This is a genomic window from Archangium sp. Cb G35 (assembly GCF_001896145.1).
Taxonomy (GTDB): Bacteria; Myxococcota; Myxococcia; order Myxococcales; family Myxococcaceae; genus Archangium; species Archangium violaceum.
The window spans coordinates 86,290-105,811 of record NZ_MPOI01000015.1; the positions used below are offsets into that span (position 1 = coordinate 86,290).

At 69.2% G+C, this 19,522-nt stretch carries 12 protein-coding genes; 8 read left to right on the top strand and 4 right to left on the bottom strand.

The features are described from left to right. Positions 1-10: 10 nt before the first annotated feature. Complete coding sequence (locus tag BO221_RS39265) at positions 11-775, bottom strand: GNAT family N-acetyltransferase (RefSeq protein WP_073566026.1); 765 nt, start codon at positions 773-775, stop codon at positions 11-13. Positions 776-874: 99 nt separating this feature from the next. Here BO221_RS39265 and BO221_RS39270 point away from each other — a divergent pair, with 99 nt between their 5' ends. The 3 genes from BO221_RS39270 (at position 875) to BO221_RS55620 (ending at position 4,476) form a co-directional block, all read left to right on the top strand. Then, a complete protein-coding gene (locus BO221_RS39270) occupies positions 875-1,333 on the top strand; it encodes a hypothetical protein (protein WP_073566027.1) in 459 nt (152 codons plus the stop codon). Positions 1,334-1,458: 125 nt separating this feature from the next. Next, on the top strand, positions 1,459-3,912 hold the full coding sequence (gene gyrB, locus BO221_RS39275) for a DNA topoisomerase (ATP-hydrolyzing) subunit B (protein ID WP_073566029.1): 2,454 nt from the start codon (positions 1,459-1,461) through the stop codon (positions 3,910-3,912). Positions 3,913-4,068: 156 nt separating this feature from the next. After that, positions 4,069-4,476 carry a hypothetical protein gene (locus BO221_RS55620; RefSeq protein ID WP_073566030.1) on the top strand — a complete coding sequence of 136 codons (408 nt, stop codon included), beginning with the start codon at positions 4,069-4,071 and terminating at the stop codon, positions 4,474-4,476. 345 nt (positions 4,477-4,821) lie between these two features. On the opposite strand, the gene BO221_RS39285 is transcribed toward BO221_RS55620, so the two are convergent. Next, positions 4,822-7,497, bottom strand: a complete 2,676-nt coding sequence (locus BO221_RS39285; RefSeq protein ID WP_073566031.1) for a protein kinase — start codon at positions 7,495-7,497, stop codon at positions 4,822-4,824. 216 nt (positions 7,498-7,713) lie between these two features. Here BO221_RS39285 and BO221_RS39290 point away from each other — a divergent pair, with 216 nt between their 5' ends. Beyond that, positions 7,714-8,853 carry a hypothetical protein gene (locus BO221_RS39290; RefSeq protein WP_073566032.1) on the top strand — a complete coding sequence of 380 codons (1,140 nt, stop codon included), beginning with the start codon at positions 7,714-7,716 and terminating at the stop codon, positions 8,851-8,853. Beyond that, on the top strand, positions 8,850-9,956 hold the full coding sequence (locus BO221_RS39295; RefSeq protein WP_369865937.1) for a metallophosphoesterase: 1,107 nt from the start codon (positions 8,850-8,852) through the stop codon (positions 9,954-9,956). The genes BO221_RS39290 and BO221_RS39295 overlap by 4 nt, the downstream gene beginning before the upstream one ends. A 19-nt stretch (positions 9,957-9,975) precedes the next feature. Here the strand turns inward: BO221_RS39295 and BO221_RS39300 are convergent, their stop codons facing one another. Continuing rightward, the gene (locus tag BO221_RS39300) at positions 9,976-10,758 is read right to left on the bottom strand and encodes a hypothetical protein (RefSeq protein ID WP_073566034.1); all 783 of its coding nucleotides are present in this window, start codon (positions 10,756-10,758) and stop codon (positions 9,976-9,978) included. A gap of 256 nt (positions 10,759-11,014) precedes the next feature. Here BO221_RS39300 and BO221_RS39305 point away from each other — a divergent pair, with 256 nt between their 5' ends. Continuing rightward, positions 11,015-11,539: a hypothetical protein gene (locus tag BO221_RS39305; protein ID WP_073566035.1), complete on the top strand. Its 525-nt coding sequence runs from the start codon at positions 11,015-11,017 to the stop codon at positions 11,537-11,539. Between the two features lie 16 nt (positions 11,540-11,555). Here BO221_RS39305 and BO221_RS39310 read toward each other — a convergent pair whose 3' ends face one another. Then, positions 11,556-12,317: a glutathione S-transferase family protein gene (locus BO221_RS39310; protein WP_073566038.1), complete on the bottom strand. Its 762-nt coding sequence runs from the start codon at positions 12,315-12,317 to the stop codon at positions 11,556-11,558. Positions 12,318-12,475: 158 nt separating this feature from the next. On the opposite strand from BO221_RS39310, the gene BO221_RS39315 reads away from it, so the two are divergent. Together BO221_RS39315 and BO221_RS39320 are read left to right on the top strand one after the other, a co-directional pair. Next, a complete protein-coding gene (locus BO221_RS39315; RefSeq protein ID WP_073566041.1) occupies positions 12,476-14,872 on the top strand; it encodes a PAS domain-containing sensor histidine kinase in 2,397 nt (798 codons plus the stop codon). A gap of 225 nt (positions 14,873-15,097) precedes the next feature. Next, positions 15,098-19,444 (top strand): kelch repeat-containing protein, encoded by a 4,347-nt coding sequence (locus tag BO221_RS39320; protein WP_158079993.1) that lies wholly within the window; start codon positions 15,098-15,100, stop codon positions 19,442-19,444. Positions 19,445-19,522 lie beyond the last annotated feature (78 nt).

Here is a 19,522-nt window from a genome sequence, read left to right on the forward strand (position 1 = left end):
GAGTGACGCCTCAGCCGGCGCGGCGTACCCAGCTCGTCCACGCGCCCAGGTCCCGGTAGCCGAGCCGCTGGTACAGGCCATGGCCCTGCGCCGAGGCCTGCAGGACGGCGAGGGTGCAGCCCCGGGCGAGTGCGTCCGCGTGCAGGCCCCGCATCACCAGCGCGCCCAGTCCCAGGCGGCGGGCCTCGGGGTGGGTGGCCACCAGGTAGATGCCCGAGGTGCCGTCCCGCTCGAACGAGACGCCTCCGGCGAGTGCCCGGCCCTCCTGGCGCACCAGCACGGCGAACAGTCCGGAGGAGGAGTGGAGCCGGGGGCGCCAGCTCTCGAAGTAGCCGACGTGCTCCTGGCCGTAGCAGAGCGCGTTGAGCTTCATCACCTCGTGCAGGTCCTCCGGGTGTTCCAGCGTGGTGCCCGGGGGGAGCTGGGGCGGCGGGTGGTCCAGGGGGAGGGCCATGGTGGGGAGGTGGTCCTCGGCCCGGTGTCCGGCGCGGGCCAGCACGGCCTCCGCGGCGGTGTCGCCCGGGTACACGGGCACGCGCCAGGCCTGAACGCCCAGCTCGCGGTACCACGCGGCGAGCGGCCCGAGTGCCTCGGCGAGCGCGTGGGCGTCCGTGTACAGCACCTGCTGCTGGAAGAGCGGGGCCCCGTGGCCGGGCAGGGCGAAGGCACGCACCCCGGGCAGGTCCTTCATCCGCAGCGGACCGCCCCACGTCTGGAACGTCTTGAAGCCGTGGATGTTGGCGCGCAGGCGCGTGGTGAGTTCAACGTCCGTCATGGGGGGCAGGGTAGGCGCTCCCATGCGCTCGCGGGTGGACAGCTGGCGTGCGGAAAATCCCCGGCCGGCCGTCCGGGAGGCTAGGGTGCGGATGCTCGCATGGAGCCCCGCTTCTACGCCTTCGATCCCCGTCCCACCCGCAGGGCCCTCTTCGTGGGGGCGTGCGTGCTCGCCATTCTCAGCGCCTGGGCGCTGGCGGATGCGCGGGCGGTGGGCAACGCTCCCCTGGCCGTGGCCCGGGCGGGCATCACGGGCGGGCTCCTGCTCGCCTTCGTCTTCGCCTGGCACAGACTGCGGCCACGGCCCGGGTGGGGCGTTACACTCAGTGCCAGGGGCGTTGCACTGGCGCGTCCCTTCACCGGCAGCCAGCTGCAATTGGCCTGGGGGCAGATCGACTCCGTGCGCCGCCTCGGCCGCAAGGAAGACATGCTCGGCCTGTTCCTGGACGAGGGGGGCCGGGTGCTGCTCACGCGACATCTGTTTCCCTCGCGCACGGCCTTCAGTGAGCTGGCGGCCGCACTGGAAGAAAGGAAGCCCGCCCCGCGTTTTGACGCGTAGCGTCGCGCGAGGCATTTCGTGAATCTTTTCGCTGCTTTGCGTGTTCTCAACAATCTTGTCCAGGGTGCCTCGAAGTGGTAGGCACACCTGTCCCGCCAAGCGTCTTCCCGAAGGACTTTTCGCGCATGGAAAACATCCCCGCCCCCGGCGCTGCGACCACGCCGCCGCCCGCGGATTACGACACCGGTGCCATCACGAAGCTGGAGGGCCTGGAGGCCGTCCGGAAGCGCCCGGGCATGTATATCGGCGACACCATGACGTACGGGCTGCACAAGCTCGTCTACGAGGTGGTGGACAACTCCGTCGATGAGGCCCTGGCCGGCCACTGCACCGACATCGAGGTGGTCATCCACGTGGATGGCTCGCTGTCCGTGCAGGACAACGGCCGCGGCATTCCCGTAGGTCCGCACCCCGACCCCAAATTCAAGGGCAAGGACACCCTCGAGGTGGTGCTCACGGAGCTGCACGCCGGCAGCAAGTTCGGCAACGGCGCGTACAAGGTGTCCGGCGGCCTGCACGGCGTGGGCGTCACCTGTGTGAACTTCCTGTCCGAGTGGTTCAAGGTGCGCGTGCAGCGCAGTGGCAAGGTGTACGAGCAGTCGTACACGCGCGGCGTGTCCAATGGTTCGCCGGCCGTTGTCGGCGAGACGGACAAGCGCGGCACGCAGATCTGGTTCAAGCCGGACAACACCGTCATGGAGACGGTGGACTTCAACTTCGACACGCTCAGCCAGCGCATGCGCGAGCTCGCGTTCCTCAACGCCGGTCTGCGGATCATCATCCGCGACATGCGCATCGGCAAGGAGCACGACTTCAAGTTCGACGGCGGCATCGTGTCCTTCGTCGAGTACATCAACAAGGCGAAGCAGTCGCTCAACGACAAGCCCATCCACTTCCGCACGGAGAGGGAGGGCGTGGCGCTGGAGATCGCCCTGCAGTGGAACGATGGCTACGACGAGCGCATCTTCACGTTCGCCAACAACATCAACACGCACGAGGGCGGCAGCCACCTGTCCGGCTTCAAGGCGGCCCTCACGCGCACGCTCAACAGCTACGCCGAGAAGAGCGGGCAGTGGAAGGATCTGAAGGAGACGCCCACGGGCGAGGACGCGCGCGAGGGACTCGCGGCCGTCATCTCCGTGAAGCTGTCCAACCCCCAGTTCGAGGGGCAGACGAAGACGAAGCTGGGCAACAGCGAGGTGAAGGGCCTCGTCGAGCAGATGGTGAATGATCAGCTCGCGACCTTCCTCGAGGAGAACCCCACCGTCAGCAAGAAGATCGTCGCGAAGATTGGCGATGCCACGCGGGCGCGCATCGCGGCCCGCAAGGCGCGCGAGACGGTGCGGCGCAAGGGCGTGCTGGACGGTGGCTCGCTGCCGGGCAAGCTCGCCGACTGCCAGAGCCGCGATCCCAGCGAGAGCGAGCTCTACATCGTCGAGGGTGACTCCGCAGGCGGCTCGGCCAAGCAGGGCCGGGACCGGCGCAACCAGGCCATCCTTCCGCTGCGCGGAAAGATTCTCAACGTCGAGAAGGCGCGCTTCGAGAAGATGCTCACGAGCGCGGAGATCGTGACGTTGATTACGGCGCTGGGCACGGGCATTGGCCGCGAGGACTACAACCCGGAGAAGGCGCGCTACCACCGCATCATCCTGATGACGGACGCCGACGTGGACGGCAGCCACATCCGTACGCTGCTGCTCACGTTCTTCTACCGGCAGATGCCGGAGCTCATCCAGAACGGGTACCTCTACATCGCGCAGCCGCCGCTCTACAAAGTCACGCGCAACAAGAAGGACATGTACGTGAAGGACGAGCGCGGGCTGAACGACTACCTGCTGCGCATCGCCGCGGAGCACTCGCGGGTGGTGACGGAGGGCGGGGAGCTGGGCGGCTCGGAGCTGCGCGGGCTGCTGGAGAAGGTGATTACGTACGAGGAGCGCCTGGAGAAGCTGGCGGCGCGGCGGGATGCGCGGGTGGTGGACGCGCTGGTGCAGGCGGGCCGGGTGGACGCGGGGCTGCTGACGGACGAGGCGGCGCTGCGGGCGCAGGTGGACACGATGGTGGCGTACCTGAAGGCCCGGATGCCGGACACGCTGGGCCGCTTCGAGGTCTCCTACCCGATGGATCCGGAGCACCACACGCACAAGCTGGTGGTGAAGACGGACATCAACGGAGGCGTGCGCCAGACGGTGTTCGACCACGGCTTCCTGTCGTCGCCGGAGTACCAGGAGCTGGTGGGCCTGCGCGAGTCGTTCAAGGCGCTGGGCAAGGCGCCGTACCGGGTGAGGGTGGGGGATGGCGAGGTGGTGGCGTTGTCGGTGCAGGAGGTGCTGGCCGCGGTGCGCAAGGACGCGCAGAAGGGGCTGGGCCTGCAGCGCTACAAGGGTCTGGGCGAGATGAATCCGGAGCAGTTGTGGGACACCACGATGAATCCGGTGACGCGGACGCTGCTGCAGGTGCGCATCGAGGACGCGGTGGAGAGCGACGAAATCTTCTCGCTGCTGATGGGCGAGGCGGTGGAGCCGCGGCGCGAGTTCATCGAGCGCAACGCGCTGGACGTGCAGAACCTGGACATCTGATCCAGGGAAGTCCCTCCCCCGTACAAATCCCCTCTCCCCCCGGGAGAGGGACGGGGTGAGGGTGTCACGGCCCCCGGGTTGCACCCCGGATATCCCATTTGCTCGGGCCTGTCTGGTTTTGGTAGAGGATTCGCTCCCCCTGAGGAGGAGCGAATCATGAAGATGCAGCTGGTGGTGCTGTCCCTGGTGTCCCTGATGGCGGCGTGTGGTGGTGTGTCGGAGCAGGAGCCGGTCGTCCCCGCGAGCGTGGAGGAGGCGCTGGCGATCGGTGGCATCGCGTGCGGCCCCAACGTGTGTGGCACGGGCACCTACTGCTGCAACTCGAGCTGTGGCGTGTGCGCCCCCAAGGGCGCCGCGTGTCTCGACGTCATGTGTGAGACGAGCGCCCAGCCCGAGGTGGAGGCCCAGGCGAAGCAGCCCGAGCCCGAGCCCGCCGCCATCTCCATCGGCTCCGGTGGCCCGTGCGGCACGAACTACTGCGGCAAGGGCTACTTCTGCTGCAACCCGGGCTGCGGTGTGTGCGCGCCCACGGGTGGCGGCTGCCCTGACGTGATGTGCGACTGAGCAGGCGGGCGGACGAGCCTTCGTCCCGCCGCTGATGTTTCCAGACCCCAAAAAGACCCGTGGGCCCGGTGCCGAAATCGGCTCCGCGCCCACGTGCCTTTCCCGTCCTTGTTGAGCTGGGTCGCGGGACAGTCTGCGACCCCCATGAGCCCTTACGGAAGGAACTTGTTGTAGTCCCCGAAGCCCACCGAGGTGGGCCGCTGTGACAGACAGGGTACGCATCACCTCCGACATGCGAGGGGAGGTGATTTGTGCCCGGCTGGGGGGTACGAATGGGATGGACGAAAAAGGCGGCTGCCGCCTGATCGCCCGTACGCCTTGTTTAACCCAGGTACTGTTTTCTGGTCAACGAGAAGCGCCACGCAGTGCGGCCGCGCGCTCCCGGCGAGACATGGCCGTGACATCGACGATGTCCACCTCGAGCGCACCCGCGTTGTCCTCCACCCGGGTGTCCGGGAAGGTGCAACGCAGTGTGTCGGCGCCGGTCAGCTGGTAGCGCTTGCCCGCCTCCAGGAGCCGGTGGTTGCGCCGGCCGGACTTCTGGCTGCTTTCCGTGCACAGCACCCGGCGTGTACGGCCCGTGGTGCCCGATCGCAGCTCCGCGAAGTCATCGCGCACGGTGAGCAGGTAGATGGCGTCCGGATTGAGCCCGCGCATGGCCAGCTGGTGCTGGGGCGCGAGCACCAGCGCGTTGCGGTTGGGATCAAAGGTGAGCTGGCGCGGCGGCACCCACTTGGACTGGCGCAGGTTCACCCGCACCGCGCCGGCGTTGTCCGCCGTGTCGTCGTCCAGCAGGAAGACGTGCAGCTTGCGGATGCCCTTGAAGGTGCGCGGCGCGGAGCCGAGCAGCCCGAAGGACTCCTCCACCGGCAGGTTCTCTCCCTCGGCGAACCAGACCAGGGTGTTGGTGGAGCTCCCCCGGCCCTGGCCCAGCAGGGCGCTGCCGGTGGTGCTGACGGAGTAGCTCGCCCCGGCGTTGAGCTCGATGGAGGCCGTGGCGTACTTGTCCACCGGGAAGGCGTTGTACTGGGGGCGCAGGACGAACAGCCGCGTCGGGTAATCCACCTCGTTGTACTTCTTGAGGTCCTCCGGCGCCGCCGCGGTGGCCGGTTCCGCGGGCGTCCCGGCCTGTGGAGCCGCCGTGGCGGCCTGTGACTCGCCGGCCTGCTCCGGAGCGGGCACGGTGGCGGTGGGCTCGGGCTTCGGGGTGGAGGGTTCCGGCTCCAGGCGCTCGAGATCCGCGCGCATCGGAGGCCCCGACTCGGTGGTGAGGGTGAAGCGCCGGGTCCAGGGACGGTAGCCGGGCAGGGTGACGACGAGGGTGTTGGCCTCGTTGAGCGGAACGTTCGGCACGACGACCGGCGTGACGCCGGACACGTCCTTGCCGTTGAGCTTCACCGAGGCGCCCGGGGGGATGGAGCTGATCCACTGCGAGCCCACCGGAATGGCCGCCGCCTCGTTGTCGGAGAAGATGAAGTGGAGGGCGGCCAGCACCAGGGCGAGGCCGAAGAGGGGCACGCTGATGAGCATCACCAGGCGCTGGCGCCGCTCGGCGCGCTCCTCCTCCTCGCGGAGCTTGGCCTCGCGCACGGGGCGCAGGTAGTCCGGCCCGCCCTTGGGCAGGGAGACGGCCGGGGTTTCGACTGGAGTGTCGTGCGGTCCGTCGGCGCTCTCGGCGGCGGTGGCGGACTGCGACACGGCCGTGGAGGGCTCCTCCCCCTCCACCTGCGGGGCGGCCATGGTGGAGATGGAGGGCAGGCGCGGCACGCCGGTGCCGGACGTCACCCGGCGCCCCGAGGCCGAGCTGATGGTGCGCCCGCCCGCGTTGCTGGCGGGCCGGACGGAGCCATTGGTGGAGGGCTTGCCTCCGGGCCGGCTGCCCGTGTTGCTCGGGAGCCGGCCACTGTCACTGCCGGGCCGCGACTGCACGGCGCGCACGCCGGAGCCGGTGCTCGTCCTGCCGCTGGCCGAGCCCGGCACACGCGCCTGGGCGCCCATCGGCTCGCTGATGGGCTGGGCCTGCCACGCGGCGAGCTGCTCCAGGAAGGCGGGCGTCACCTCCACCTTGCGGCCCTCGGCGGCGAGCTCCTCGGCGAAGAGGTGGCCCAGCAGCTGCGACAGCATGGCCGGCGAGAAGCGCGGCCAGCCCGAGTAGAGCTGCTCGCGCAGCGCCTCGGAGAAGGCCTGGGCGGTGGGGTAGCGCTGCTCCCGGTCCAGCGCCATCGCGGTGCCCATCACCGATTCCAGCTCGGGGCCGATGGCGGGATTGAGGCTGGAGGGGCGCGGATAGTCTCCGTCGAGGATGCGCGGCAGCACCGCGGCGAGCTCGCCCTCGTAGGGGCGCCGGCCGCACAGCATCTCGTAGAGCACCACGCCCACGGCGAAGGTGTCCGAGCGCGCGTCCAGATCCTGCTCGCCCCGGGCCTGCTCGGTGGAGAAGTACGGGTATTTGCCCTTGAGCGTGCCGGGCGAGGTGCGCGACTCCACGATGCTCGTCGCCTTGGCGATGCCGAAGTCGATGACCTTGACCTGGCCCTCGTAGGAGATGAGCACGTTGTCCGGCGACACGTCGCGGTGCACCAGCCCCATGGGCCGGCCGTCGTCCCCGATGTGCCGGTGCGCGTAGTCCAGCCCGTCACAGATTTGCGTGGCGACGAACAGCGCCAGCGGCATGGGCAGGCCCGGCAGTCCGGCCTTCTGGGCGCGGCGCAGCAGCTTGGACAGCGTCTGCCCGTGTACGAACTCCATGGCCAGGAAGTACTGGCCGTCGATCTCTCCGAAGTCGAAGACCTGGGCGATGTTGCCGTGGGTGAGCCCCGCGGCCACGCGCGCCTCGCTGACGAACATCTCCACGAAGTCGGGCTCGTCGGCGAAGTGCGGGAGGATCTGCTTGATGACCACCGGCTTGGTCACCCCCGCGGCGCCCTTCATGCGCGCGCGATAGGTGATGGCCATCCCGCCCGCGGCGAGCTTCGAGACCAATTCGTACTTGCCAAACTCCCGAGCTTCGTTGGCGGCCACGATGCGCGTCGCGTTGTTGGAGGAGAGGGAGCGTGGAGCATACCCCGCTTCCTGGAAAAGTCCCGCTAGGGGGTACTTCGGGTGGATTTATTGCCTACCTCCGCGGACAGGCTGCGAATCCACCCGCCAACGTTTTATCCTGGAATCCGCTCGGGGGGCAGCCCCGGCCGGGGTGGACGGGCCCGTCCCCCTGCCCGCCCGGGCGAAGGGGTTGCGATGATGATGCGACTGTGGGTGCTCGCCCTGGCGGTGTTGCCGGGCGTGGTCCAGGCCCAGGTGTGCGAGGCGCAGGCGGCAGGGGAGATCCCCGCCCAGGCCCTCCCCGTCCGGGGGGAGCCCATGTCCGGCGGCCAGGAGGTGCCCACCCGGCCGCGTTTCGAGGTGCTGCCGGCGGCCGTTTCGGTGGTGCCCGGCCTGCTGCTGCACGGGATGGGGTCGCTCGTGGCGGGGGATACCCAGACGGCGGGGCGGCACTTCCTTCTGCAGGGCTCGGGCCTGGGGCTGCTGGTCGCCGGTGGCATTCCCATCGCCATGTCCGGGGCCTCGCGCCGGGTCATCGGTCCGCTGTACGCGATGACGCTGACGGGGGTGGGCATTCTCTCCATCTCCACCCTGGCCAACCTCTATGGCGCCGTGTCGCCCGCCTTCCCACCAGGCCAGGTGCCCCAGCACCTGCCTCCCCTGGAACTGGAGGCGGGCTACCAGCACGTGATGGATCCGGCCTTCGACTACCGGCATTTCGTCTCGGTGGGCGCGCTGGCGCGGCTGGATCGCGTGCGCCTGGATGCCGGGGTGAGGCTGTCGCCGGACGAGGGCAACCTGCGCGTGCGCGTGGGCGGTGCGTACCGGTTGCTGGGTACACCCGAGGGCTCGCACCGGCGCGCGGATGGCACGGCGTTGGACCTGGAGGCCGCGGCGCTGGCGCACCGTTACCCCGCCGAGGTCTTCACCCTGGCCGGTGGCGAGCTCTTCCTGCGGGGCCGCTACGACATGGCGCGCTTCAGCCCGCGCATGGCCGGCTCCTTCGCGGAGATGGGCGTGGGCTTCGCCATGCAGAGCTACATCTACACGGGCCCGGTGGACGACATCCTCTTCGAGCAGCTCCTCTTCTCCTTCGGGTACGGCGTGTACCTGGGCCGGGGCGGACCCTTCCGGGGCGAGGCGATGCTCTATTACGACCACCGCAAGGACGACTTCCCCGGGGGCATCAAGGCCGGCGGTGGGGTGCCGGGGTTCGTGGGGCTGCGCGGGCGCATGTTCCTCTCCGGGCCGTGGGGCGTGGCCGCGGAGCTCCAGGCGGGCTCGGCGGTGGTGGGCCGGGTGTCACTCGTCTACGCGTTGGGAGGTGAGCCGTGAGGATCATTCGTCAGGGAGCCGCCGTGCTCGCGCTGCTGGCCGCGGGCTGCAGCCAGCGGCCGGCCGAGGAGCGCGCGCTGAAGGACCTGCGGGTGGGGCAGGTGGATGCCAACGGCGTGTCCTTCACGGTGGAGGACGGGCTGGCGGTGGTGCGCAAGGTGGAGCCGGGCACGCTGACGCTGTGGGGCTCGGCACCGGCCTTCCACGTGCGCGCGGTGTCCTCGGCCGGGGCCTCCGAGGAGTGGACGGTGGTGGTGCGCAACGCCATGCCGGACGCGGAGCTCTCGGCCATGGTGGGCGGCGAGCCGCTCCTGGTGGAGGCCCTGCCCGAGGGGCCCCTGCCCACCGTGAAGACGTGGAAGGTGCGGGTGCCCGCGGGCGCCGAGGCCCGGCTGACGGTGGCGCCTCCGCTGTGGGACCAGCCGGCGCCCTTCCGCTTCGCGGCGCTGGCGGACGTGCAGGAGGCCATGCCCCGCGTGGGGGACGTCTACCGGCGCATCAACGCGGACCCCACGCTGCGCTTCATCTTCTTCTCGGGGGACCTGACGCAGCGGGGCACCGTGGAGGAGCTGGAGGAGTTCCAGTCTCGCCTGCTGGAGTCACGCATCCCCCTGTTCGCCACGCTGGGCAACCACGAGATCATCACCCTGGACCCGCGCTACCACGAGTACTTCGGCCGGGGGAACCTGCACTACACCTTCCAGGGCGCGCACTTCACGATGATCGACTCGGGCAACGGCTCGTTGGATCCGAGGGCCGAGGAGATGCTGGAAGGATGGCTGGCGGCGGGGCGCGAGGCGGTACACATCCTCGGCACGCACATCCCCATCGTGGACCCCATTGGCGTGCGCAATGGCGCCTTCGCCAGCCGCAACGAGGCCGCGGCCCTGCTGGCGAAGCTGGCCAACGGGAAGTTGGATCTCACGCTCTACGGCCACGTGCACTCGTACTACTCGTTCTCCAACGCGGGCATTCCGTCCTTCATCTCGGGCGGCGGCGGCGCCATCCCCGAGCAGTTCGACGGGGTGGGGCGGCACTTCCTCGCGGTGGAGGTGGACCCGGCCCAGGGCGTGCGCACCGTGTCGCTGGTGCGCGTGGACTGAGCGGCCCTGCTTCTCCGTCTCACTTCTCCGCGGTGGGGGGACTCGCCGCCTCCTGGGTCTCCACGGGCGGGGGCAGGGGCGGCGCCAGGGTGGCGGAGAACCTGGGGTCTCCCGCTGCGGCCAGGGTCTTGCGCAGCGCCGTCACCGCGTCATCCACCACGCCCTGTCCCACGATGTTGCTGAGCGACAGCCCCAGGCTGATGCTCTTGGCCACCGTGTCCATCTTGTCGTTGTCCCGGAGCGCGGAGATCACCTTGTCGAAGTCCTGCTTCTCCTGATCCGTCACGTTCTGCATCATCGCGAAGGCGAGCTGCGGCAGGGAGCCCTCGATCTGCTCGAAGGGAATCAGGTGCATGGTCCTGGCCATCATCTCGGCGCGGACCCTGGCGCGAGCCCGGTCCACGGCGCGGTCCATCGCGGAGAGCATGACCTGCAACAGCGCGCTCGGGCCGATGGCGATGTCGTCGTTGCCCACGCGCATGTTGAAGGCCGAGGAGCGCAGGAGCCCCATGGCTCCAAACCCCGCGAGCAGCGTGTACCCGACCCGCGACGAGGCCGGCCCCTCCCCGAGGAGCACCCCGTGGACGTCCGCCGGGTTCATCGTCTTGAGCGCGAGCAGGGCCATCACGGAGGCGAGCACGTTGAGCAGCGTGTAGGTAATCGCATGGCGGTTGGTGATGGCCTCGTAGGGGTCATCCTTGTAGCGGGAGACGAGCTCGCCCACTCCGATGAACCCACCGATGAACGCCACGGCGGCGTACTGCGCCGTGTCCGCGAGCAACTCCAACGTCTCTGGCTGCATGTCGGCTCCCCCAGGGCCGGTCTTCCCGGGCTCCTCGCGCCAGTCTACCTCCCCGCGCTGGGCCCGATGAGACCGGAGATGTAGGGTCCGCCGCCCACATGTGGGGAGTCATCCGGACCGGGCGCCGCTGGGACGGCGAGGGGTGAACACGATGCGGGGCCGGTAAATCGGCCTCGGAGCGGACCCCCTTGAAAAGGCACTGAACATCTGTGCACATGAGGGCCCCACGCAGCACGCTGGAGGGGAGTCCCAGGCCATGTTCGATACGAACGAAAACGATCCCATCTCGCCCGCGATGCGGGCGTTGCTTGAGGTGTTCTCCACGGAGCTGTCCGAGGTGAAGTTCCCGGACGTGGACGCGGAGGTGTTGGAGGAGGCGGCGAGCCGGGTGAGGGCGCAGGCCGAGGCGGTGGCGAAGGCGCAGGCGGCGTTGGAGGCGGCGCGCCAGGTGCTGGCCGAGGGTCAGGATGCGCTGGTGCAGAAGGGCCAGCGGGCACTGGCGTACGCGCGGGTGTTCGCCGAGGAGGACGCGGAGCTGAGCACGAAGCTGGAGGCCATCAGCCTGCCGAGGGCGGGGCGCAAGGTGGCGCGCGCGGACGGTGGCGTGGTGGCCGAGGCTCCCGCGCAGAGCGACGAGTCGGCGCCGAAGCGCCGGGGCCGTCCTCCGAAGACCCGTCCGAGTGCCCCGCTGTTCGCCGAGGGCAGCGCGCCCGAGGCCGTCGCCGCGGCTCTCGAGTCGGCCGAGACGGCGCCCGTGGCCGCCCGTTCCGCGGCGGCGTGATTCACGGCTGGAGGTGTCAGGCCGCGGCCGGGCCCGCCGCGCCTTGCATGGAGCGGCGCTCGGCGTAGAGCTTGTCCCGCCACGCCAGCAGGTCCCCGAACTCCTCCGCGAGCCCTGGTTCCGTGAACGCGGCGCGCATCCCGGGGCCGAGGGGAACGACGGGGTGCTCCACTGGCCGCAGCATGGTCAGCGACACGGCGACGGCGATGTCCGCGAAGGTGAAGCTGGAGAGCAGCGTGTCGCGCCCACGCAGCTCCGTTCGCAGCTGTTCGAGTCCTCGCCGGATCGCCGCCCGGTCCTGTTCCAGGTCCCGCGCGTCCAGGCGGTACTTCCGCGTCATGAACCTCGTTCCCATCCGGGCGAACACCGGACGCAGCGGTGCGGGCACGGCCGGGGGCAGGTTCTCGAACTGCAGACGCTCGTCCCGGGCCATCCGGGAGACGCTCAGCGCGCGCGACGCTTCCATGATGCCGGTGGCGAGCTCCACGTAGCGGGTGACTTCCGCCTCGGCGCTCGCGGGGAACAACGGCGAGCCCGTGCCCAGGCGGTCCGCGTACCGGGCGATCTCCACCGAGTCGCGGAAGACGTGCCCGTCATGGAGGAGCACGGGCACCGTGACGGGGCCGCGGAACACCCGGGTGCGCAACCGCAGCAGCGGCTCCCCCAGCATCGGGACGTACGCTTCTTCCCGGTAGTCGATGCGGTGGTGGTCCAGCGCGAAGCGGGCCCGCTCCGACCACGGGGAGAACCAGGCGGCGACGAAGAGGGGACGGCTCATGATTCGAGCATAGCTGCTTCCCCGGCGAGCCAGAGGAGGTGGCCTCGTGTCCGGTGGACGAGGCGCCCGTGAGGGCATTCGGGCCGGGCCGGTGGCTGTTACCGGCAGGGGGGGGCTGTGGACTCTGGGGGGTGTTGGATGGACAGGGGGAAACGCGAATGAATGGGGCCCTGGAGGGCCCGGCCTCGCGGCTCGACGTGGAGGCGGTCCCGTGGGAGGTGCTGTGGAACGCCCCCATCGGCATCGCCCTCGTGGACCGGCGGCTCCAGGTCGTCCGCTTCAACCGGGCCCTGGCCGGGCTGCACGGCCTGCACGCCCGGAGCTGGCCGGGCATGCCTCTGGCCGACGTGTTTCCTCCGGGTGGGGAAACGCAGGAGCTTCTCTGGCGCATCCAGCAGGTGCTCTCGACGGGGCAGCCCTTTCCCTGGCTGGAGCTGGAGTGGGGCCGGGTGAGCTGCCATCCCCTCCATGAGGGGCTGGAGGTGGTGGGACTCTGCCTGTACGTCGAGGAATTGCCCGAGCCGAGGCTCGCACGCGAGGCCGTCCGGGAGAGCGAGACGCGCCTGCGCTGCATCGTGGCCGCCCTGAGCGAGGGCATCATCGTCCAGGACGTCACGGGGGCCATCACCTTCTCCAACGAGGCGGCCTCCCGGCTGCTCGGCCTCACGCAGGACCAGTTGCTGGGACGCACGTCCATGGATTCCCGCTGGCGCGCCGTGAGGGAGGATGGCAGCCCCTATCCCGGAGAGGAGCACCCGGCCATGCTCGCCCTGCGCATGGGGACGCCCCAGCTCGACAAGGTGATGGGGGTGGAGCGCCCGGATGGCACCCGCGTCTGGTTGTCCATCAACTCGCTTCCGCTCCCCAGCTCCGACGGACAATCCCCTCCGGGCATGGTGACCTCCTTCTTCGACATCACCCAGCGCAAGGAGACCGAGGCGGCCCTGCGGGTCAGCGACGAGCGGCTGCGGATGTCCCTCGCCTCGGCCACCATCGGCACCTGGGACTACAACCCCGCCACCGGCGAGTTCCTGTGCGACCCCCGCACCCAGGCGCTCTTCGGTTGCCCGCCGGACTTCCGGATGGATTGCGAGTCGTTCCTCTCCATCATCCACCCCGAGGATCGCGAGCGCACGCAGCAGGTCATCCATCGGACCCTGAGCCCGGAGAGTGGGGGGGGCTACGACATCGAATACCGCGTCATTGGCATCCAGGATGGAGTCGAGCGGTGGATCTCCGCCCAGGGGCGCGCCTGGTTCGATGAGCAGGGCCAGCTCCTGCGCTTCAACGGCACGGTGGTGGACATCACCCAGCGCAAGCGGGCCGAGGCCAGCGCCCGCTTCCTCTCGGAAGCCAGCCGCCTGCTCGCGGAGCGCCTGGACCGGGCCGAGGAGATCCTCGAGCGGGTGGCCCGGCTCGCCGCCTCCTCCATCTGCACCTACTGCATCATCGGCGTGGCGCAGGCGGACGGGCGCCTGCCGCGCGTGGCCGCGGCGCACCGCGAGGCGTCCAAGGAACCGCTCATCCAGCAGTCCATGCGCTTCGTGTCCAAGGTCCCCGGGTCGAGCCCGCTGTTGGAGGCGGTTCACACCGGGAAGCCGGTGCTCATCCGGGAGTTCACCCTGGAGGCCCGCCAGCGCTACGCCGTCAGCCCCGAGCACCTGGCGCTGATGAACACGCTGGATGCCCACTCGGTGATGACGGTGCCGATGCGCGCGGGGGGCAAGGTGCACGGGATGATGATCCTCGCCGCCTGTGCCCCGCGGCGGCGCTTCGACGAGGAGGACCTGGCACTCGCGGAGGAATTGGCGCACCGGGTGGGCATGTCGCTGGAGAACCTCCGGCTCTACGAGGAGGCACGGCAGGCGGTGGGCCTCCGGGACGAGTTCCTCTCCGTGGCGAGCCATGAGCTGAAGACGCCGCTCACCTCGCTCAAGCTCCAGCACGCGCTCATCGGCAAGTCCCTGTCTCCCGAGAGCCGGGTGTCCGTGGGCACGAGGCTCGCCAATGCGGTGCGGCAGGTGGAGCGGCTCACGTCCCTGGTGGACAGCCTGCTGGACGTGAGCCGCATCGGCGCTGGCCGGCTGGGGCTCGAGCCCGTGGAGATGGAGCTCACCGGGTTGCTTCGCGAGGTGATGGAGCGGCTTTCGGAGGTGTTCGCCCAGGCCGGATGCCAGGTGGACTTCCCCGACACGCCGCCGGTACACGGGTATTGGGATCCGCTGCGATTGGACCAGGTGCTCGTCAACCTGCTGTCCAACGCGGCCAAGTATGGTGCGGGCAAACCCATCCACGTGAGCGTGGCGGTGGAGGGCGAGCGGACCCGGCTGACGGTCCGGGACGAGGGCATCGGAATCGCCCCCGAGTACCTGCCGCGCCTGTTCTCCCGTTTCGGGCGCGCGGTGTCGGAGCGGCACTACGGCGGCCTGGGGTTGGGGCTCTTCATCTCCAAGCAGATCGTCGAGGCCATGCAGGGCTGCATCCGCGTGGAGAGCGAGCTCGCGCGGGGCTCGACCTTCACCGTGGAGCTGCCGCTGCGCCCGGCCTGCGGGTGAGGGGTTTCCCTCATTCTTTCGCGAAGAGCGCTCGTATTGTCTCTCAATCCTGATTCCAGTTCTTGAATGTCTTTGCAGGACTGGCTGGTTTTTCCATTTCCCTGACACAGGGATGATGAAAATAATTATCCAAGGTACTTGAAAGCCTGTCTGCTTTACGTGCACCCTGTTTGTGTTTTACGCACTCGGGGCGTAAAGCGAGGGGGCATAATGTACCGAAGTGGTGTGCGGTCTCTGGCCTTGCTGTCGGGAGTGGGCCTGCTGGCTTGTGGTGTCGCGGAGCAGGATGGGACGCGAGCCGTGGCACTGGAACCCGAGCAACAGGTCCAGTTGTCTGAAAACCCTGTCCATCCGGAGCCGGGGCTCCTCTTCGAGGAAGGAGAACGGAGCCAGGCCGAGATGGAGCCGGAGCTGGGATTCCTCGCCGGAGCGGCCGGGGCCGATGAGTTCCGGGGCCTCGCCGCCACCGCCGCGGCGAGCAGTGGAAGTGTCGACCTGAGACCCAACGTCATCCGAGGCACGGCCCGGCTGACCAACGAGAATCCAGCCATTCTGGCGCTGTTCGCCGTCGATCCCTGGCGCTCGTCCGGACGGGCCTCGGCCACCAGTACCCTTCCGTCGGGGTTCAGCGCCTCGACGACCGCTGGCAGGTTCACCAGCCCGTCTGCGTACACCTTCGAGATGCTGGTGGAGGCCGCGGCGGCTGGGGAGGGGGGCGTTGTCTACAATGTGGGAGCCAACCGGGGCGGCGCGCTCGCCTTCCCGACGTTGACGGGCGTACGGGTCAAGCCCCGGAACGTGCAGCCCGAGCCGACCGAGGTCGAGTTCTCCCAGTGCGTGGGCGTCGTGCAGATCAAGCTCGGCACGGATGAAAGCTGCGCGACGAGCCCCTCCTGGGCCACGAGCGTCAGCGTGAGTGGTCTGACCACCTTCTCGAACGGGGGCTACTTCACGGGCTATGTCCGCGGAGGAACGAGCGGCAGTGCGAACGTGAACTACACCGTCAGCACGTCCAGCGGTGCGGTGAGAACCTTCATGCCCGTGTCGTGGACCGTGGCGTGTGACGAGATCGTCCGTATCTGCAAGGTGCCCGAAATCCCCTCCGGGCCGGGGACGCTCACCTACGGAGGCCTCACCGGGCCCTTCCAGGTCATCGGCGAGTCGCTCACGAACGCCCGGCGTGTCACGGCCCAGTCTGGACCTGGTAGCTCCAGCGCCAACAGCACCGTCTCCGGCGCTTCCCTGGATGCGCCCATCAGCGATCCGGCGAGCTGGTGGAAGATCCCCACGCTGCGGACGGGCCTCTATGACATGACCGCGCTCGCGTACCTGCGCAAGGGCCGCCAGTTCACCGTCTTCAATCCTCCCGAGCTGAGGAACTCCACGCCCTCGGGCCGGGTCACGGTGGTGGCGGACCAGCTCACCCCGGTGACGAAGCTGATCAGCGGTGAGACCCGCTATCCCTTCGTCATGAAGCCGGCGTACTTCTACGGCGCGGTGCGGCTGGCGGACCCCTACATCCCGCGCAATCCTGGCGCCACCAGCACCCTGCAGACGCTCTACTTCGAGGCGGACTTCGACTCCAACGGTGATGGAGTCCCCAATGACGTCACCATCGATGAAACGCGGCTGCAGGCGTCCGCGTCGAGTGGCACCTCGTCCACCGCCTTCCCGGGCGGCTTCGTGCCGTCCAGCGGAGAGCTGTCCTCCAACTACGAGCAGGTGCTGCCCAACACGTATGACCTTCCCCATACGTGGACCCAGAGCTCGCTGCGGCTGCGATTCTGGTCTGGCGGGGTTCAGTCCTTCAACACCCGGCCGGGCCTGTATGACCCGAATCAGCTGCGCCACGGCTGGCTCACGCTGGTGCCGACGTCGGGCAGGTCGGCGCTGATGGCGCCCGGACAGCGCTACCGCATCGACCACGAATACTGCTTCAACGAGGTGCAGCTCTACTACCGGACGGACCTGGGCCGCTTCTACAACCCCACGGCCGACGTGACGGGCTCCTTCAGTGGTACCGACTGGCAGGGGCGGGTGGCCTCCTATTCGGTGGGTGGCAGGTTCCACGGTGACCCGTTCGTCCAGGGGTACGGCTCCGCCACGTCCTACGCGAAGGAATCCGGCCTGCTGTCCATGACGCTGCCGCAGGGCACCTTCACGCTCAGCCCGAGCGCCTCCATGGTGAACGACGACGGAGACGTGAACACCGCCAACTTCGCGCCCCTGAGCGTGTCGCTGGGCTGTGGGCAGCGGCTGAAGCTGGTTCCTCCGCTGGCAGTGGTCCTCAATCCCATCGACCGCTGCGCCGCGGGGGGCTCGGTTCCCGTCTCGGGCGTGGTGAAGAGCCTGCCCGCCGAGGTGGACCGCATCTGGTATCAGATCAACGGCGGGCCGGAGGTGGAACTCTGCACGAACTGCGGCAAGGATCCCTCCTTCTCCTTCACCGCCGAGCTCCAGTCCTGTGAGAACACCATCAAGGTCTTCGCCTACACGGCGGGCCTGCCGGAGGCGGCCACGGGCTCGCAGCAGGTGGTATGGGATGACCCGGCGGACGGCCCGAGCTGCGCTGGCTCGTACTGCCTCAACCGTCCACCGGTGGCCCGCTGCAAGAGCGTGACGGTGGCCGCGGACGAGGATTGCGAGGGCGGGTGTGGCTCGGTCAACGACGGCTCCTATGACCCGGACCCGAAGGACACCATCACCTGTACGCAGACGCCGGAGTGTCCATATACGCTCGGCACGCAGAAGGTGACGCTCACCTGCACGGACTCGGTGAACAACAGCTCGTCCTGCGAGGCTACCGTCACGGTGAGCGACATGGCCCCTCCGGAGATCGTCTGCCCGGCCGCGCCCGTGCTCGCGTGCGAGGACGGCGGTGCTCAGGCCAGCTTCGTGCCCACGGCTAGCGATCGATGCGGGATGGTCCGCACCACGTGCTCGCCGGACTCGGGCAGCACGTTCGCGCTGGGGAAGACGCCCACGGTGTGCACGGCCTTCGACGAGGCGGGCAACCGGGCGAGCTGCTCCTTCGACGTGACGGTGCGTGATGACTCGCCACCCGAGGTGACGTGTCCCGAGCCGTCCTCCTTCGAGTGTGACGCCAGCATCGCGGTGACTCCGCCCGAGGCCACCGCCACGGACGTGTGCCGGCTGACGGGGCTGACCTCCTCGGCGGCGTCCTTCCCGTTGGGCACCACCCCCGTCACCTATACGGCCACCGACGTGGCGGGCCACCAGAGCGTGTGCACCACCTCCGTCACCGTGAAGGACACCCGGCCGCCGGTGCTGACGCTCAAGGGGGAGGAGTTCGTGCATCTGGGGTGCGGCGCCAGCACGTACACGGATCCGGGCGCGGTGGCATCCGACCTCTGCTTCGGTGACCTCACCTCGAGCGTGAAGGTGTCCGGCTCCGTCAACCCCTCTGTTCCGGGCCGCTACACCCTCTCCTACTCGGTGGAGGACGGTGCGGGGCTTGGCGCCTCGGCCACTCGTACGGTGGAGGTGGTGGGGGGCTCCGCCGGCTGCTGTGCGTCCAACGCGGGCCACTTCCTGCCCAGCGGCAACACGAAGACGCTGCGCCAGCAGCACACGGCCACGCTGCTGGAGGACGGACGGGTGCTGGCCCTCGGTGGGTGGAGCTGGCCCTATTCCGCGGAGCTGTATGACCCGTTCTCGGGCACTTGGTCCTCCACGGGCCACTCCATCACCAACCACCGTCTCCACACGGCCACGCTGCTGGCGGACGGGCGGGTGCTGGTGGCCGGCGGTAATGGCGCCACCCCGAGTGCCTCGGCGGAGGTGTACAACCCGGGGACGGGTAGCTGGTCCGCTACTGGCAACCTGGTGACGTACCGGCGCGAGCACGCCGCGGTGCGGCTGCCGGACGGGCGGGTGCTGATCATGGGCGGTACGGCCGAGAACGGGACGTTGCTGGCTTCGGCGGAGGTGTACAGCCCGGCCTTGGGCACGTGGGCTCCCACTGGCGCCATGACCCGGGCCCGCCGCGCCTTCACCGCCACCCTGCTGCCGGATGGCCGGGTGCTGGTGGTTGGCGGCCTGAGCGATGGTGGAGACCGGTGCTGGGGGAGCAACTGCCTGGGCTCCGCGGAGCTGTACGACCCGGCCACGGGCACCTGGACGGCCACGGGCGGCATGTCCGTGGCGCGTGGCTTCCACGCGGCCGTGCTGCTGGCCAATGGCAAGGTGCTGGCCGCGGGAGGTGGCAAGGACGGGCAGTTGGGCTCCCTCGCCGAGCTGTACGACCCGGTCACTGGTACCTGGAGCGCCACCGGCGAGATGGGCTCGCCCCGGCGGCATCACACCCTCTCCGTGTTGCCCAACGGAATGGTGTTGGCGGTGGGGGGTCATGACACCTCTACCGGCAATCACACCTCCGCCGAGCTGTACAACCCGGCCTCGGGGACCTGGTGCGCCACCGGCTCCATGGGTGGAGACCGCTACTTGCACACGGCCACGTTGCTGCCGGATGGCCGGGTACTCATCACCGCGGGTTTGAGCGCCACGCCGGATTATCAGTATACATCCGAGGTGTTCGACCTGGGTGAGTAGCCACGGGGAGGGATGACCTCCTTCCGCTTTCGAGGCCTCGGGCCGGCGAATCCATCGCCGTGCCCGGGGCCTTCTTCT